This window comes from Arthrobacter sp. GW460-12-1-14-TSB2 (assembly GCF_059423525.1).
Genome location: NZ_JBWKYC010000008.1, coordinates 138,639 through 154,434, shown reverse-complemented (window position 1 = coordinate 154,434; position 15,796 = coordinate 138,639). Strand labels below are relative to the sequence as shown.

At 65.7% G+C, this 15,796-nt stretch carries 16 protein-coding genes; 11 read left to right on the top strand and 5 right to left on the bottom strand.

Annotated elements, in window-relative coordinates; all coding sequences use genetic code 11:
* Nucleotides 1-75 precede the first annotated feature (75 nt).
* The 4 genes from AC07YR_RS12090 to AC07YR_RS12075 all read left to right on the top strand — a co-directional run bounded on the left by AC07YR_RS12090 (nt 76) and on the right by AC07YR_RS12075 (nt 4,345).
* Entirely contained in the window at nt 76-1,440 is a 1,365-nt protein-coding gene (locus AC07YR_RS12090) for an MFS transporter (RefSeq protein WP_347893927.1), read from the top strand.
* A gap of 142 nt (nt 1,441-1,582) precedes the next feature.
* Complete coding sequence (locus tag AC07YR_RS12085) at nt 1,583-2,389, top strand: HpcH/HpaI aldolase family protein (protein ID WP_494734066.1); 807 nt, start codon at nt 1,583-1,585, stop codon at nt 2,387-2,389.
* A 26-nt stretch (nt 2,390-2,415) separates the two neighbouring features.
* The gene (locus AC07YR_RS12080) at nt 2,416-3,381 is read left to right on the top strand and encodes a quinone oxidoreductase family protein (RefSeq protein WP_494734065.1); all 966 of its coding nucleotides are present in this window, start codon (nt 2,416-2,418) and stop codon (nt 3,379-3,381) included.
* 133 nt (nt 3,382-3,514) lie between these two features.
* Complete coding sequence (locus AC07YR_RS12075; protein ID WP_436056265.1) at nt 3,515-4,345, top strand: IclR family transcriptional regulator; 831 nt, start codon at nt 3,515-3,517, stop codon at nt 4,343-4,345.
* Here AC07YR_RS12075 and AC07YR_RS12070 read toward each other — a convergent pair.
* Nucleotides 4,342-4,581: a hypothetical protein gene (locus tag AC07YR_RS12070; RefSeq protein WP_436056266.1), complete on the bottom strand. Its 240-nt coding sequence runs from the start codon at nt 4,579-4,581 to the stop codon at nt 4,342-4,344. The genes AC07YR_RS12075 and AC07YR_RS12070 overlap by 4 nt on opposite strands.
* Nucleotides 4,582-5,312: 731 nt before the next feature.
* On the opposite strand from AC07YR_RS12070, the gene AC07YR_RS12065 reads away from it, so the two are divergent.
* Nucleotides 5,313-5,576, top strand: a complete 264-nt coding sequence (locus tag AC07YR_RS12065) for a hypothetical protein (RefSeq protein WP_436056267.1) — start codon at nt 5,313-5,315, stop codon at nt 5,574-5,576.
* A gap of 138 nt (nt 5,577-5,714) precedes the next feature.
* On the opposite strand, the gene AC07YR_RS12060 is transcribed toward AC07YR_RS12065, so the two are convergent.
* The gene (locus AC07YR_RS12060) at nt 5,715-6,674 is read right to left on the bottom strand and encodes a hypothetical protein (RefSeq protein ID WP_494734064.1); all 960 of its coding nucleotides are present in this window, start codon (nt 6,672-6,674) and stop codon (nt 5,715-5,717) included.
* 408 nt (nt 6,675-7,082) lie between these two features.
* Nucleotides 7,083-7,799, bottom strand: coding sequence for a GntR family transcriptional regulator (locus tag AC07YR_RS12055; protein WP_494734063.1), 717 nt, complete (start codon nt 7,797-7,799; stop codon nt 7,083-7,085).
* A 106-nt stretch (nt 7,800-7,905) separates the two neighbouring features.
* Between AC07YR_RS12055 and AC07YR_RS12050 the strand changes: the two genes are divergently transcribed.
* The 5 genes from AC07YR_RS12050 (at nt 7,906) to AC07YR_RS12030 (ending at nt 14,127) form a co-directional block, all read left to right on the top strand.
* Nucleotides 7,906-8,664, top strand: a complete 759-nt coding sequence (locus AC07YR_RS12050; RefSeq protein WP_082506811.1) for a LamB/YcsF family protein — start codon at nt 7,906-7,908, stop codon at nt 8,662-8,664.
* A 101-nt stretch (nt 8,665-8,765) separates the two neighbouring features.
* Nucleotides 8,766-10,103 (top strand): MFS transporter, encoded by a 1,338-nt coding sequence (locus AC07YR_RS12045; protein ID WP_494734062.1) that lies wholly within the window; start codon nt 8,766-8,768, stop codon nt 10,101-10,103.
* Between the two features lie 66 nt (nt 10,104-10,169).
* On the top strand, nt 10,170-11,882 hold the full coding sequence (locus tag AC07YR_RS12040) for a 5-oxoprolinase subunit B/C family protein (protein WP_494734061.1): 1,713 nt from the start codon (nt 10,170-10,172) through the stop codon (nt 11,880-11,882).
* Nucleotides 11,882-13,645, top strand: coding sequence for an acetyl/propionyl/methylcrotonyl-CoA carboxylase subunit alpha (locus AC07YR_RS12035; RefSeq protein WP_494734060.1), 1,764 nt, complete (start codon nt 11,882-11,884; stop codon nt 13,643-13,645). Before AC07YR_RS12040 ends, AC07YR_RS12035 begins: the two co-directional genes overlap by 1 nt.
* Before the next feature lie 101 nt (nt 13,646-13,746).
* Nucleotides 13,747-14,127: a nuclear transport factor 2 family protein gene (locus tag AC07YR_RS12030; RefSeq protein WP_055802096.1), complete on the top strand. Its 381-nt coding sequence runs from the start codon at nt 13,747-13,749 to the stop codon at nt 14,125-14,127.
* 26 nt (nt 14,128-14,153) lie between these two features.
* On the opposite strand, the gene AC07YR_RS12025 is transcribed toward AC07YR_RS12030, so the two are convergent.
* A complete protein-coding gene (locus AC07YR_RS12025; protein ID WP_055802093.1) occupies nt 14,154-14,630 on the bottom strand; it encodes a hypothetical protein in 477 nt (158 codons plus the stop codon).
* Between the two features lie 145 nt (nt 14,631-14,775).
* On the bottom strand, nt 14,776-15,141 hold the full coding sequence (locus AC07YR_RS12020; RefSeq protein ID WP_436056274.1) for an ArsR/SmtB family transcription factor: 366 nt from the start codon (nt 15,139-15,141) through the stop codon (nt 14,776-14,778).
* Nucleotides 15,142-15,472: 331 nt separating this feature from the next.
* Between AC07YR_RS12020 and AC07YR_RS12015 the strand changes: the two genes are divergently transcribed.
* Nucleotides 15,473-15,793 (top strand): YegP family protein, encoded by a 321-nt coding sequence (locus AC07YR_RS12015; protein WP_055802087.1) that lies wholly within the window; start codon nt 15,473-15,475, stop codon nt 15,791-15,793.
* Nucleotides 15,794-15,796 lie beyond the last annotated feature (3 nt).

Sequence of the window (15,796 nt, the reverse complement as noted above, 5' to 3'; positions counted from 1 at the left end):
CCCTCCACACCGCCGCGCTGATATCGCCGGCGCTCTTATCCGTTCGAATTGGCACGATCTACAAGGAAGTCCATCGTGAATACACCTGTTACACCTGCCGCGAGGCCGCTCGTGCAGTCATCGGCTCCCCAGGATCCGCAAAAGAAGAAGTTCCTCATGAAGCTCAGCGGCGTGATCGCCGGCGGCATGTTCATCGACGGCTTCATCCTGGGCGGCATCGGACTGGTCATGCCGGCCCTGACGGCAGACCTGGGCCTGTCCGCTACCTGGCAGGGCCTGATTGGCGCCTCGGCACTCATTGGCATCTTCTTCGGCGGCCCGATCGGCGGCTACCTGGCGGACAAGATCGGCCGCAAGCCGATGTTCATCGTGGACCTCGCCATCTTCCTTCTTGGCTCGGCCGCACAGTTCTTCGTGGCGGACGCGTGGCAGCTGTTCATCATCCGATTGGTCATGGGCATGGCGATTGGTGCCGACTACGCCATCGGCTGGCCGTTGCTGGTGGAGTTCTCACCCGCCAGGCTGCGGGGCAAGCTGATGGCCTTCCAGGAGGTCGCCTGGTACGTCGGCTACCTGCTGTCCTACGCCGTCGGTTACTACATGTCCACCTCGATCGACGCGGACTGGCGGATCATCCTGGGCATGAGCACCGTTCCGTCGCTGATCGTGTTCCTGCTCCGGCTGGGGTCGCCCGAATCGCCGCGCTGGCTCATCAGTAAGGGACGGCGTGAGGAGGCATTTGCCATCGCCCACCAGTGCATGGAGGACGCCGACATCAAGGACCTGGAGCACGAGAAATCTGAGAAGCCCAACTTCGCCAAGCTGTTCTCGCCGCAGTACCGCAATTCCACGATCTTTGTCTGCATGTACTGGGTCTGCAACGTCACCCCGTACTTCGCCATCGCCACCTTCGCACCCATCGTCCTGGAAAGCCTCGGCGTCGAAGACGGCCTGGCCGGAGCACTGTTGCTCAACGGCGTGGTGGTCGCAGGCTCACTGGCGTCCATGTACCTGATCGAACGCGTGGGCCGACGCAAGCTGTCCATCCCGCCCATGTGGATCGCCGCCGTCGCGCTTGTGGTCATCGGCTTGTTCTCGCACCTGTCTCCGATGGTCATCCTGATCAGCTTCATGGTGTTCTCCTTCTTCAATGCCGTCTCCACCGCCCTGACCGGCGTCTATCCCGGCGAGGTGTTCCCCACCGAAATCCGCGGCGCCGGGGTCGGCTTCGCCACCGCGTTCTCGCGGATTGGTGCGGCTGCGGGAACCTTCATCCTGCCCATGTCTGTGAACGGCCTCGGAGTCGGGACCACCATGCTGATCGCCGCCGGCATCTGTGTGCTCGGTGCCGTGATCTCCCAGTACCTGGCACCTGAGACCAAGGGCCTGAGCCTGAGCGACACGTCCGCGCCGCTGGGCAAAGCAGTGCTCCAGCGATAATTCCACTTTCATACGGCGGGACGCCTGGCCGGGCTGACTCCGGCCAGGCGTCCCTTTGTAACGCCAAGAATCATCGACTGTAACGCCAAGAATCATCGACTGTAACGCCAAGAATCATCGACACGCCTCCGGAAGGAACATCATGAAGATCCACGGTGAAAGCGCCCACTCCACCGGACTCCCCACTCCCCGCCTGACCCTTGACGACGGCGGCATCCACCCCGGTGCGTGGGTGAGCTTCCGGGATCCGGCGGTGGTGGACACCCTAGCGGCCGAAGGATTCGACTGGATCTGCATCGACGGACAGCACGGCGCACCCGAAATGTCAGAGCTGCAGCCCCTGATCGAAGCCGCCCACTTATTCGGTGTCCCTTCGATCGTCCGCGTTCCCGGCCACGAAGCGGGCACCCTCGCCAGGGTGCTCGACGCGGGTGCGGGCGGAATCATCTTTCCCACCGTGGAGGACGCTGCGACCGCAGCCACCCTGGTTGCGGCCACCCGCTTTGCTCCCCGCGGCAGGCGCAGCTACGGGCCAACCCGCCGCAGCCCCCGGTACCCCAAGCCGGTCCCCGGGAACCTGCAGGACGACGCACTGTGCATCCTCATGATCGAAACGGCCGCAGGCCTGGCCAGCCTTGACGCCATCCTTGCCACCGGGCCGGACGCCATTTTCGTCGGCCCCTACGACCTATCCCTCAGCCTAGGGGTGACGCTGGAGGAACTCGCCGGCGAAGGCCCGGACGGGATCCTCGCGGACATCGCCCGCCGCTGCACGGCAGCCGGCGTGATCCCCGGCATCTACACCGGCGAACCGGTCCTGTCCGAAAAGATGACCGCCCGCGGCTTTCGCTTCATGCCAGTGGCATCGGACACCGGCCTGTTGGCCGTCGCGGCACGAGCCGCCGTTGCGGCATCCACTGGCCTGACCGCCTGCGTAGCCGTGCACTAACCCTGCGGTCTTTCGGAGGAAATTCAATGCCCTATGCCATGCACATTCCGAGGGCGGGCGGCCCGGACGTCTTCGAGCGGGTCACCGTCACCAAGCCCGAGCCCGGGCCGGGCCAGCTGCTCATGCGCGTCGCCGCCGTCGGGGTGAACTTCATCGAGACCTACCAGCGCGCGGGCATCTACGCCGTCGACTATCCCTTCGTTCCCGGCGTCGAGGCCGCCGGAATCATCGAGGAAATCGGCGACGGCGTCACGGACTTTGTGGCGGGCGGTCGTATCACCACCACGGAGGGCGCCGGCAGCTACGCCGAGTACATGGTGGTTGACGCCGACAAGGCGCTTCCGGTCCCGGACGGCATTTCGGATGAAGTGGCCGCAGCGTTGCCCGCCCAGGGAATCACTGCACATTACCTGGTCAATTCCAGCTACAACGTCCAGCCCGGCGACACCGTCCTGACCTACGCCGGAGCCGGGGGAGTCGGGCTGCTGCTGACCCAAATGCTCAAGCACCGCGGCGCCACCGTCATTACCACCACCTCAACGTCCGAAAAAGCGGAACTGGCCCGGAAAGCCGGAGCCGACCACGTCCTCACGTACCCGGAGGTTCCCGAGCGGGTGCGCGAACTGACTGGCGGAAGGGGCGTCGACGTCGTCTATGACGGCGTAGGCAAGGACACCTTTGACGGATCCGTGGCCTCCCTGCGCATCCGCGGCACGCTGGTGCTCTTCGGCGGGGCGTCCGGCCAGGTGCCGCCGCTCGACCTGCAGCGGCTCAATGCCCACGGATCCTTGACGGTCACCCGGCCCAAGATCGACGACTTCCTGCTCGACGCCGAGGAGCGCCGCTGGCGCGCCCGGGAGTTGTTTGACCTGGTGGTCCGGGGCAGCGTCAAGGTCGACATTGGTGCGCGTTTCCACCTGGAGCAGGCAGGAGAGGCCCACGCTGCGCTGGAGTCGCGGGCAACGACGGGCAAAGTCATCCTGGTGCCGTAGCAGGCGGGAGGGAGCGCTGCGGCGTTGAACCACTCTTGAACGCCCCGTTCGCTCCTTGGCGAGGCATAGGATGGGAAGACATCCAATCGGGGCACCGTGCCCCGGGCAGACGTGAATGGAACCGGGGTTTGAAGTGGCAGCGGAAACAGGCGTGGACGTAGAGGCGGCAACAGACGGTGAGGAAACGGCGCCGGCCGAGGCTGTAGACCTCACCAACAAATCCGTCATCAAGGCCACGGTCCTGCTCAGTGAGCTGGGCCGGCACAGGGGCGGCATCACTGTCACCGAGCTTGCCCAGGCTGTCGGCATGACGCGTCCGACGGCCTTCCGACTGCTGTTGAGCCTGGAACAAACGGGATTCGTGGACCGGGTAGACAACCGGTACACACTTGGCTGGGAAATGGCCCGGCTGGGCCGGCTCGCTGACCCGTACACCGGTGCAGTGGCCAGGGTCCAGCCCATTCTGGAGGAATACGCTGCCAGGCTCAACGAGACCGTGAGCCTGGCCATGGTGCGGGACGCCTTGAACTACGACGTGATCGCGGAAGCTTCGGGTTCCAGGTACCTGAATGTCACGATGTACGTTGGCGAAACCTATCCCGTGCACGCCAGCGCCACCGGAAAGCTCATGCTTGCGGAAATGAGCGACGACGACGTGGCTCAGGCATTGCCAAAGAAGCTGGAAAGGTTCACGCCGGCCACCATCACCAAGCGCGAGGCGCTCATCCAGGAACTGCACAAGATCCGGGACCAAGGCTATTCGGTGATGGACAACGAACTCGAAGAAGGCCTCTTTGTAGTGGCACTACCGGTGCGGGATGTGGCAGGTGCGCTGGTTGGCATCGTCTCCGTCAACGGGCCCGAGCAGCGGCTGAAATCGGAAGGCCTGCCGGACACCATCGACCAGCTGCGCGCGGCAAGCAGGGACATCGCGAAGGCGCTCCTCGGCATCGAACCCGTTTAGGCTTCAGCCATCGCGAGGAGGTGCTCCACGGAGGGATATTTCCAGCGCACGTACTGAACAGGCACTCCCATGCGCTCGGCCACCAAGGTGTGCGTTACTTCCTGTGGCACCCCGCTGCTGCTCAACTCCCTGACGCACTGCGTGAGTGCAGCGGTCCTGCGCGCATCGCGGGCCTTGAGCAGCTCGGCGGGTTCCCTGCGGCGCTTCTGCTTCTGCTTGTGGTTCCAGTGAGGCATGGTCATCCTGCAAAATCCGGGAAGAGCGCCTGCTCGTAGTGCGGCGGCAGGACGTAGAGTGCAAGCGGCCGGGCGGTCGCTGGCACGCACGGCAGGGGCGGCAGGTGTCGGAGGCGTGTGTTGGCGGGCTTCTCACGTCTTTTCATGGCCATCATCTCCATTGATGGAGGTCCGAGGACGGACTCACCGGTTAATAGTTTGAACGTTATATTTTGAACGTGGCGTTCACTGGGTGAACACTTTCCATTGTGGCCCTCCTCACGTTCTTTGGCAAGGAGGCGCCGCAATTCATTTGCCACCCGAGTCGAACGGACTGCCAGGATGTACGCCAACCCCAGAATTTCGACGCGCCGCACGCGCTCCCCGCAGCCTGCGGCCGCCGTCCCGGACTGGTCAAAGTTGTCCCGCGGGGGCACGGTGCGGGTCTTCCGCGGGGACGGCAGCACTGCGGCCGGCCTCATTGACATGCTTGCGCTGGATCGCACCGTCCTGTGGGTCATCCAGGATGGAGGGCGGGGCCGGGTCATAATCTGCAGGGCCGACCGGCCCCGGGTGGTTGTGGTGACGCCGGCCGAAAAGTCCCGCTAGGGAAACCCATTGCGTCCCCCGGTGAGGTGTGCCACACTATTTTTACGTTCATTATTCGAACGTTGCGTTCAAGTTTAGCCACCAAATATGATCTGGCTCCGGGACACCGTGGTTCCGGGCCACCAGCAGGAAGGAAAGCGATCATGTCCATCTCAATCGGCCACCGCGCCATTTTCACCGCTTTCGGCCACAGCAGCTCCGCACTGCACGCCCATGCACCGTCCAAGCAGGCGCCGTCGCCGGCCCCGACCGCCGAAGCTCCTGTCCCTTTTGAGGGCGGAGAGCTGAAGTGCTCGCCGTGGGAGGGCCTGTACCTTGAGCAAGCACAGCCGACGGCGACGGGGAACGAATCAGCCATGGGCCGCCAGCTGGACGCATTCCTTGCCAGCCTGATGTACGGCGAGTAAGCCATGTCCGGAACGATTTACGCGCAGGCGGCGGGTGACGCCCCGGCAGCATCGGCCGTGGCTTCTGCGGCGGCCGAGGAATGCGACACGAACAGCTGTTTCTTCTGCACCGGGCCGGAAACGGACTGATTCGACTAGTCAGCGGCCGGCGTCAGGCAGGGTCTGGCGGTCGCGCCGGCGGGCAGCAACGGCACCGACGCCCTGCCCCGCCAGGGCGACGGCCAGAGCCAGCAGCACTGTTGGAAGTGCTCCGCCGTCCGGTCCCAGGGTCGCCGCCAGGATCTGCCGGCTCTTCAACAGCATCTCCGCCAGGTCGCCGGCCAGCACGCGAGTCCCCAGCGCGTAATTAACCGAGATGAACACGGCGGGAACCAGCCATAGCAGGGCAATGTTCACGAGCCACACCACCGCCCGGCCCGCGGAACGGAGGCCGCACCACGCCAGGGCGCAGCCGACCACGATCGCGGGAATCCAGCGAGCCGCTGACGGCACCGCAACCGGCACGCCGGTATGCCCCATGAAACCGACCATCCACTCCACCGCCCACGAAGGGAACGGCACCGCCACAAGCCCCACCCCCAATGCGGCCAGCGCCCGCGACCTGGAGAATAACAAGGAAAGCGCGACGGCGGCCGCGGCGAGGGAGGCGATCGCACCTGCCAGCAACCCGGCGAAGTAGAGGCCGGCCATGGTCCCGCCCGCCAGGCCGCCGTCGAGCACCGTGAACGACTGAACGGTCGCCGTGAACTGGACTGCCAGCAGTCCTGCCGCGGCGCACCACGCCGCCAGCCGCCGTCGGGCGGGGGACCAAAGGCGCAGCGCGAGTCCTGCCGCGGCACCGCCCACGGTGAGGAGGGAAACGATGGTGGTGAGTTCGTACTGACTTAACGGCAGCAACGAGACCGGCATCTGATCCGGGGGCACCTCTGAGCCCCAGAGGTTCTGCAAAGGCAGCCTCGCGCCGCTTACGAGCCACGGGCCAAGGCCGAGCAATCCTGCCAGGATTCCGATCAGCAACCCCCGGGCCGCATCCCTTCCGGGGCTCCGGCTCGGCTGGTCAGGGACTGCCTGGTTCGTTGCCTGGTCCGGAAGGCTCACTAGGACTCCTGTCGTTGAGCAGTCGGGAGGGCAGAGCCAGCGCCGGCGTCAGCCTGGTTGGCGCCTCTCCAGTGCAGTGCGGCGGTACCAGTCGCTGGCCAGCTTTGTATGCTTGCTGCTGTTGGCACAGTTCCGGTTGCTGCAGTGCGACGGGGTTTCGTCCTGTGAGCCTCTTGGGCCCTGCTGAGGGTGCCGGACCAGCACCACGGCTGATCCGCAGGCGGCGCATACGAGGAAGGATCGCATGCTAGGCACCGAATCCTGGCCCGGCCGGTGCTGCGTTTCGGCTGAAGATGACACTGCCGCCGGCTTTGAGCTTGCCTTGATGGCCTCTGACTTTCATTCATCCCCCTGAACTAGTCTGCGTTTCAGGGTACCGCGCTTGAGCCGGATTGAGCTGCCCCGGCCCTACTCCCCGTGGACTTCGGCCTGCTTCTCCTCGGAGCGGTCCAGGTATGCCAGCAGCAGGTCGGCGGCTTTCTCGAGCTCGCCGGCCTCCAGCGCCTCGCAGATCTCCTCGTTGTCCTTGAGGTAGCCGCTGTAGAAGTTCGCGTCCATCGTGGCCTTGTGGAAGAACAGCCGCATCTCCGCCAGGACCTGGGACATGATCGTGTTCAGCCTGCGGCTTCCGGCCAGGGCCACGATCGCGCCGTGAAAGTGCTGGTTTGCGGTGCCCAGTCCCTCGTCGTCGTTCGCGGCGGCCGCGAGCTTGCCTTCCTCCACCGCCGCCCGGACGGCGGCCACCGCTTCCGGGCTGCCCCCGCCGCGGATCGCGCTGACTTCGATGGTGCGGCGGACGGTATAGACGTCGTGGATATCGCCTGCTTCCAGGCTGGCTACAAAGACGCCCCGGTTGGGGTGCCGGACCACCAGCCGTTCGCTTGCAAGCTCGGCGAAAGCTTCGCGCACCGTGTTGCGGGAGACGCCGAGGTCCTCGGCAATCGTGGACTCGGTCAGCCGCGCCCCCGGGAGCAGGACGCCTTCCGCCAACTGCAGGCGCAGTTCATCCGCCACCCTGTCCGCCACCGAGGGCACGGCGACGCGCAGCCGGGCCGCGGTTGCCGATGCTGCGGAGGTTGCGCCTGTGCCGGATACGCCCCGGGTTGCTGCTTCTGAAGTGGCCATACTCCAGAATTTACACGATCGTCACATCGTTGAATCGAAGGATTGTTGAACAATCGATAAATTTGGTGCATCCTAGTAAGAGCAAATCAATGAGACGAGGATCACAATGGTTTATATGGACCTGAACAGTGACGTAGGCGAGTCCTTCGGCCGCTGGACGCTGGGTGACGACACTGCGATGTTTCAGTCCGTGTCCAGCGCCAACGTGGCGTGCGGTTTCCACGCCGGCGATCCCACGGTCATCCGCCGCACCTGCCGCGAAGCCGTGCAGGCCGGCGTCATGATCGGCGCCCACGTGGGCTACCGTGACCTGTCCGGATTCGGCCGCCGCTTCGTGGACATTGATCCCAGTGAACTGGCTGACGATATCGTCTACCAGATCGGCGCACTCCAGGCGCTGGCCGCCACCGAAGGCGGACGCGTCCGCTACGTCAAGCCGCACGGCGGCCTGTACAACGCGATCGTCTCCCACACCGCCCAGGCGCGCGCCGTCGTCGACGCCGTCCGGTCCATCGATCCCGGACTTCCGATCCTCGGCCTTCCCGGCTCGGAGGTGCTGCGGCTTGCAGAGGCCGCCGGACTCCGTGCTGTTTCCGAAGCCTTCGCCGACCGCGCCTACAATCCCGACGGCACGCTCGTCTCCCGCTCGCTCCCCGGAGCCGTCCTGCATGACCCGGCCCAGGTGGCCGAACACGTCCTGCGCATGGCCGCCGACTCCGCCATCCGCACCGTGGACGGCTCCATCCTGAAAATCAATGCAGACAGCATTTGCGTCCATGGCGATTCCCCCGGGGCAGTAGCCATGGCTATTGCAGTGAAAGCTGCGCTTTCCGACGCCGGCATCACCATCAAGGCTTTCGCCTAAACCGCTTTCGCCCTAACGGCGTCCGCCTCACCCTGCCAGACCCCCGGCAGCACCCCCAACCAGCATGCAGGCAGCTCCCGCCGCACACCTGAAGGAAAATCATGACCACACATCACACGGCCGCCCGCACCGGCCGAAAGATCCCGCCCGGCGCGCTGAAGGCCTACGTCGCCAGCCTGACCGGCACCTCGCTGGAGTACTACGACTTCGCCATCTACTCGGTGGCCTCCGCCCTGGTCTTCCCCAAGATCTTCTTCCCGGGCAATGACGAGTTCGTGGGCCTCCTGCTCTCCTTCTCCGCCTTTGCGGTGGGCTACCTGGCACGGCCTATCGGCGGCGTGATCTTCGGCCGCCTGGGGGACAAGATCGGCCGCAAGCAAGTCCTTGTGGTCACCCTCATGCTCATCGGCGTCGCCACCGTGCTTATCGGCCTGCTTCCCGATTACTCCGTGATCGGCGTGGCAGCCCCAACCATCCTGGTGCTCCTGCGCCTGGCCCAGGGCATCGGCGTCGGCGGCGAATGGGGCGGTGCCGTCCTGCTCTCCAGCGAATTCGGTGACGCCAACAAGCGCGGCTTCTGGTCTTCCGCAGCCCAGATCGGCCCGCCCGCCGGCAACCTGATGGCCAACGGCGTCCTGGCGCTCCTTGCCGCAACGCTCAGCACGGAAGCCTTCCTCTCCTGGGGCTGGCGCGTGGCCTTCCTTGCCTCCGCACTGCTGGTGGTCTTTGGCCTGATTATCCGCCTCAAGCTTGAGGAAACCCCCGTGTTCAAGGCCATTGCGGCCCACGGTGAACAGCCCAAGGCCCCCATCACTGAGGTGTTCCGCAAGGAACCCCGGGCCCTCGTGGCCGCTGCCCTCTCCCGCGTCTGCCCCGACGTCCTCTACGCACTCTTCACGGTTTTCGTGGCCGTCTACGCCACCAAGGAACTCGGCATGACCACGGGCAATGTCCTCACGGCCATCCTGATCGGCTCGGCCTTCCAGCTGTTCCTCATCCCGCTGGCCGGCGCCCTCACCGACCGGTTCAACCGCCGGATGGTCTACGGCATCGCCGCCGTTGGAACGGCACTGTACATTCCGCTCTTCTTCCTCATGATCGACGGTAAGTCCGTGCTCATGCTGACCGTCGGCGTGGTGATCGGCCTGGCGTTCCACGCCTTCATGTACGGACCCCAGGCCGCGTACATCACCGAGCAGTTCCCGGCCCGCCTGCGCTATGCCGGCAGCTCGTTGGCCTACACTCTGGCCGGCGTCATCGGCGGCGCCGTGGCACCGCTGATCTTCACCGCCCTCTACGCGGCGTCCGGTGACTGGTACCTGATCGCGGCCTACCTGCTGGTGGCCTCCGCAGTCACGGTTGTGGGCCTGGCCCTCGGCCGGAACCCGCAGACCGCTGAAGAAGAGCGCCTCCTGGCGGACGCAGCTTCCCTCGCCTAAGCGGCACGGAAACTCCAGCACAGAAACCTGTTCAGTACTTACGGAACCTTTAAGGCATTGGCAACGATGGAAGCGGTAGCAATGGAAACCCTGAGCGTGCACAAGGTCCTCTCGGTGCGGCCCGTGGGAACGCGGGCGGTGCTCGCGGAGCTCTCCGGAACGCAGGACGTCCTCGCCCTGCAGACCCTGCTCCTGGAATCCCCGCTGCCGGGCCAGATGGACGTGCTGGCCGCCGCGCAGACCGTGATGGTCCGCGCGGATTCGCCGGCCGCCGCCCGCCGCATGGGCTCGTTCCTGCTGGAACTGGACCTGACGGCTCCGGTCAAACAGGACGGCGGCCTGGTGTTCATCGATACCGTGTACGACGGCGAGGATCTCGCCGAAGTGGGGCGGCTCACCGGCCTCGGAACGGACGGCGTCATCGAAGCCCATTCCGGCCAGGTGTGGACGGTGGCTTTTGCCGGGTTCGCGCCGGGGTTCGGCTACATGGTGGGGGAGAACCAGATGCTGGAAGTTCCGCGCCGCAGTTCGCCGCGCACTGCCGTGCCCGCCGGTTCGGTGGCTTTGGCGGGCAACTATTCGGCGGTGTATCCGCGCAGGTCCCCGGGCGGCTGGCAGCTGATCGGCCGCACCGGGGCCCGTATGTGGGACCTCAGCCGGCCCGAGCCCGCACTGGCCAGCCCGGGACACCGCGTCCAGTTCCGCGCCGTCCGCGATGTGGTGACCATGGCACCGGAACATGCGGCCTCCGAGGCGGTAGCCGCCACGGAGGCCTCCGCCCGGGAGGCTGCTTCCGGCCTGCGGATCGTGTCACCCGGGCTGCAAAGCCTCATCCAGGACCTCGGCCGGCACGGCCACTCCGCGCTGGGAGTCTCCGCCGCCGGAGCCCTGGACCGGGCCTCGCTGCGCCGGGCCAACCGGCTGGTGGGCAACAACTCCTCGGCCGCAGCCATCGAGAGCGTAGCCGGCGGACTCAAAGTCCAGGCCGTCGGCGACCAGGTCCTGGCCGTCGCCGGGGCGCCGTCGGAACTGACCATCGCGTCGCCGTCGGACGCTGAAGCAGACGCTTACAGCGACGGGACCGGGCGCCAGCGCACGGTTCCCATGGCCACACCGTTTGCGCTGCTCGACGGCGAAACCCTGACCCTCGGCGCGCCGGAGGCCGGCTTCCGCAGCTACATGGCAGTCCGCGGCGGGGTGGACGCCGCGCCCGTTCTGGGCAGCCGTTCCACCGACACCATGTCCGGCATAGGACCGGCCCCGCTTGCCGCCGGACAGTTGCTGGCATCCGGCGACGTCACCGAATCCGGCGTCGTGGGTGATCCCGAACTCCAGCCGGACTTCCCCGGCGAGGGCGTCACGGTGCTGGACATCGTCCCGGGCCCGCGGGCCGACTGGTTCGATGAATCCGCCCTGGCTTCCCTGTGCGGGCAGGACTGGGTGGTCAAGCCGCAGTCCAACCGCGTGGGAATGCGGCTGGACGGAACGCCGCTGGAACGCAGCCGGCAGGGTGAACTGCCCAGCGAAGGCACCGTAGCGGGCGCCATCCAGGTGCCGCCCGAAGGCCTCCCCGTGCTCTTCCTGGCCGACCATCCCATCACGGGCGGCTACCCCGTGATCGGCGTGGTTGTGGACCACCAGCTGGACCTGGCCGCGCAGGTGCCCATAGGCGGCAGCATCCGCTTCCGCCGTGTTCCCGAGCAGACTCCTTCGCCGGAACAGAAAACTTCTGAACAGACTTCGACCGAACAGACGTCCCAAGAAAAAGTGAGTAACTGATGCGCAAGGTCCTGATCGCCAACCGTGGTGAAATCGCCGTCCGGATTGCCCGTGCCTGCGACGACGCCCAGCTGGAATCTGTCGCCGTCTACGCGGACATCGACGCCGATGCCATGCACGTCGGCGCCGCAAGCGAAGCGTTCAGCCTGGACGGAAACTCCCCGGCGGACACCTACCTGAACATCCCCAAGCTGCTCGAGGTGGCTGCCAGATCAGGCGCTGACGCAGTCCACCCCGGCTACGGCTTCCTGTCCGAGAACGCGGATTTTGCCCAGGCCGTCCTGGATGCCGGACTGGCGTGGATCGGCCCCACACCGGAGGCCATCCGGCAGCTTGGCAACAAGATCACCGCCCGCGAGATCGCTGTCCGTGCCGGTGCGCCGCTGGTGGCCGGCAGTGACGGACCCGTGGACACCGCCGCGGAGGCCCGGGCCTTCGCCGAACAGCACGGCCTGCCCATCGCCATCAAGGCGGCCTTCGGCGGCGGCGGCCGCGGGCTGAAAGTGGTCCGCAACATGGACGAGATCGAGGAATCCTTCGACTCCGCCGTCCGCGAAGCCGTGGCAGCCTTCGGCCGCGGCGAATGCTTCGTGGAGCGCTACCTGGACCGTCCGCGCCACGTCGAAGCGCAGGTCCTGGCTGACACGCACGGCAACGTGGTGGTCGTCGGAACCCGCGACTGCTCACTGCAGCGCCGGCACCAGAAGCTGGTGGAGGAAGCACCAGCCCCGTTCCTCAGCGACGAGCAGAGCCAACAGATTTACGACGCCGCCAAGGCAGTCTGCCGGGAAGCCGGCTATTCCGGCGCCGGCACCGTGGAGTTCCTCGTGGCCTCGGACGGCACCGTCGCGTTCCTGGAAGTGAACACGCGGCTGCAGGTGGAGCACCCCATCACCGAGGAAACCACCGGAATCGACCTGGTCCAGGAACAGTTCCGGATTGCCGCCGGGGAAGCCCTGCGCATCGCCGCCGATCCTGAACCCCGCGGCCACTCCTTCGAGTTCCGGCTCAACGCCGAGGACGTGGGGCGCGGCTTCCTGCCCTCACCCGGGACCATCGCCGAATTCCACGGCCCCACCGGCCCCGGCATCCGGCTGGACACCGGCGTCCGCTCCGGGTCCTTCGTGGCGCCGCAATTCGACTCGCTGCTCGCCAAGCTGATCGTCACCGGCGCGGACCGCCAGCAGGCACTGCGGCGCGCCCGCCGCGCACTCGCCGAGATTGAAATCACCGGCGTGGCCACCGTTCTGCCGTTCCACCGCGCTGTACTGGAATCGCCGGACTTCACCTCCGAGACCGGCCTGGGCATCCACACCCGCTGGATCGAAACCGACTTCGCGGACCGGATCCCTGCCGATCCCGGCTACAGCACCACCGCGCCCGACGGCGCACGCCGTACTGTCACCGTCGAGGTGGACGGCCGACGCCTGGCGGTCGGACTACCGGCGGACCTGCTGGACGGCTGGGCACGTTCCGGCGGAGCTCTGCCCGCCGGCGTGTCGGTTGATTCAGCGTCCGACGGCGGTGCTGCCGCCTCCGGAACGGCCGATCCGGGGGAGCTGCGTGCCGACATGGCCGGAACTGTCGTCAAGTGGCTCGTGGAGCCGGGCGCTGAAGTGTCGGCGGGGGACGCCGTCGTCGTTCTTGAAGCGATGAAGATGGAAACGCAGGTGACGGCGCACCGCGACGGAACGGTGACGGGCATCCGCGCCGAAGCCGGCGGTGTGGTCACTGCCGGGGCGGTGCTGGCGTTGATCGGCTAGGCGCCGCGGAGGGGCCCAGAACGGTGGTGCGGCCGGGGTTTCCGGAGGACAATGCAAGGCATTAGTTAGCCCTAGGATCCTCCAGAAAACGGAGCCACGCTGTGGATGAAACCGGCACCAATGAGAAAGTAGTCAACCGGCTGATCGACTGTATCAACGACCGCCGGATCGAGGTCATGGACGAGCTGTTCCACGACGATGCTGTGATGCACTGGCCGCAATCCGGAGAAATTGTGCGCGGTGCAGAGAACCGCCGGGGAATCTACAACGCCTTCCCGCAACTGCCCACCATCACGCTGCGCCGGCTGCTCAGCGGCGGGAACCTGGTAACTGCCGAAGCCCTGCTGGACTACGACGGACCGCAGTACGAAACGGTGTTCATCTTCGAATTCCGCGACGGCCGCATTGCCAAGGAAACGGCCTACTGGAGCGAATCGTTCGAACCACCCGATTGGCGTGCCCAGTGGGTTGAAAAGGCCTAGCTGGGCGGCGACGTAGGCACCTGTTGTCAGAAGCGCTGGACGTGGACGCCAGCCGCCGCCAGGGCCGCAAGGAACCGTTCCTGGCGGTCCGCTGACCCAAGGCTCAGCAGATATCCCCGTCCGACGTCGAGCTGGACTCCCGGCCCTGTGTCCTGGATGATTCCCAGCCCGAAGGGCCCGAACCGCAGCCCGAATCCGTAGCGCAGGCCATGGATTGTTGCCGGAGCGGCCCGTTGGATTGCCGCAACTGGAATCCTGCGGCGGTAGAACGGGAACCACTGCAACCGCACTTCGTTGTCGAGGACTTGGATCCTGGAGAAGCCGAACGCCAGGAAGGTGACGAGCATCAGGGCGCATGCAATGGCGGTCCATGCCACCGGTTCCGACTGCAGCGCGCCGGTGAGGAAGATTGCCAGCAGGATTCCTACCAACAGTAGGGCGCTGCCGCCGATGATGGCCCGGGGCAGGCGGCCGTAGAACATCCGGCCGGAATCAAACAACATGCCGGCGTCCTTGGGGGCGGGAGTCACGTTTCCCGGGGACTGTCGTCGACCGGGGCGCGGTTCTTGGCATCGTGCTGAAACATGGAAGAAGCCTATCCGGCCCAGGCCTTCAGATGCCTTTCGGAGCAACTGGCGAACAAAGTCGCTAGCGGGCTGAGGATTCCCTCGCAGGCTCGTCCAACGTCATGAGCTTCAGGCGGGTCGATTGCAGGACCGTGCCCAGTAGTGACCGGGCCGAAAGGAGGAGGCCGCTTACCTCAGGGCAGGAGAGTTCGTAGAACAGCCGGCCGTCCTGGCGCGAGGGCTTGATCAGTTGCTGGCGGCGGAGCACACCCAGGTGCTGGGAGAGGTTCGATGGCTCAAGGCCTATGTCGTCGCGCAGCCGGCTGACCGCCACGGGGCCTTCTGCAAGCATTTCCAGGACCTGGATCCGCGCAGGGTGGCCCATGGACTTGAAAAGTTCGGCCTTCACATCGCTCAGGACCAGACCTACGGGCAGATCATCCTTCATCGGGGCCTCCCTTCCTACATCCACAATTCGGCGCCAACCATAACGCTTGTTCAACGAATACAGCCTATGACAGACAGAAAGGTCTGTCTCACACCCACGCAATATTGGCGTGGTCTGCATGTATATCGTAGCCCCGGCCGCAAAGGGATGATCGGTGGATTTAGTACGCGGACAGCCCTTGCGCGGACGGCTTGAGTAGTTCAGACTTTCATGAATTCATCAATTCGTCCGGCCGTCACCGCGGTCGGTTATACATGGATGGATTCAGGCTGCTTCCGCTGACAACGGCGTCTTCGGGAGTGGTCCGATCCCGAGTTTCCAGGAGGGCTCAATGGCAGGCATGTTTGAATTATTTTCCGATGCGGATGCTTCCTTTAGATTTCGGCTGACAGCTCCTGATGGAACAGTCATGGCGCTCTCGAAGCCCTTCCCGGACAAGCGGGCCGCCGTGGCCGGAATCGCAGCTGTTCGCGAGTACGCAGGAATGGGCTTTGTCACCGAAGTCCCGGCCCCGAAACCCCAGCATTCCCGCGGACCGTCCGCAGCTCTTGCCTTTAGGAGCCGGGCAGCGAGCCGCAGACGGCAGATTCTGGCCCGGTGGCAGCAATCCCTCAAGCCGGGGGCCGTCGTCGCAGATTTTCCTGCGTGGTAAGTT

What these genes read in the sequence shown, in the direction of transcription:
- AC07YR_RS12015 (WP_055802087.1), top strand. Translation starts at nt 15,473, where the DNA reads ATGGCAGGCATGTTTGAATTATTTTCCGATGCGGATGCTTCCTTTAGA.
- AC07YR_RS12040 (WP_494734061.1), top strand. Translation starts at nt 10,170, where the DNA reads ATGGAAGCGGTAGCAATGGAAACCCTGAGCGTGCACAAGGTCCTCTCG.
- AC07YR_RS12085 (WP_494734066.1), top strand. Translation starts at nt 1,583, where the DNA reads ATGAAGATCCACGGTGAAAGCGCCCACTCCACCGGACTCCCCACTCCC.
- AC07YR_RS12045 (WP_494734062.1), top strand. Translation starts at nt 8,766, where the DNA reads ATGACCACACATCACACGGCCGCCCGCACCGGCCGAAAGATCCCGCCC.
- AC07YR_RS12070 (WP_436056266.1), bottom strand. Translation starts at nt 4,581, where the DNA reads ATGCCTCACTGGAACCACAAGCAGAAGCAGAAGCGCCGCAGGGAACCC.
- AC07YR_RS12035 (WP_494734060.1), top strand. Translation starts at nt 11,882, where the DNA reads ATGCGCAAGGTCCTGATCGCCAACCGTGGTGAAATCGCCGTCCGGATT.
- AC07YR_RS12055 (WP_494734063.1), bottom strand. Translation starts at nt 7,799, where the DNA reads ATGGCCACTTCAGAAGCAGCAACCCGGGGCGTATCCGGCACAGGCGCA.
- AC07YR_RS12025 (WP_055802093.1), bottom strand. Translation starts at nt 14,630, where the DNA reads ATGTTGTTTGATTCCGGCCGGATGTTCTACGGCCGCCTGCCCCGGGCC.
- AC07YR_RS12020 (WP_436056274.1), bottom strand. Translation starts at nt 15,141, where the DNA reads ATGAAGGATGATCTGCCCGTAGGTCTGGTCCTGAGCGATGTGAAGGCC.
- AC07YR_RS12050 (WP_082506811.1), top strand. Translation starts at nt 7,906, where the DNA reads ATGGTTTATATGGACCTGAACAGTGACGTAGGCGAGTCCTTCGGCCGC.
- AC07YR_RS12080 (WP_494734065.1), top strand. Translation starts at nt 2,416, where the DNA reads ATGCCCTATGCCATGCACATTCCGAGGGCGGGCGGCCCGGACGTCTTC.
- AC07YR_RS12065 (WP_436056267.1), top strand. Translation starts at nt 5,313, where the DNA reads ATGTCCATCTCAATCGGCCACCGCGCCATTTTCACCGCTTTCGGCCAC.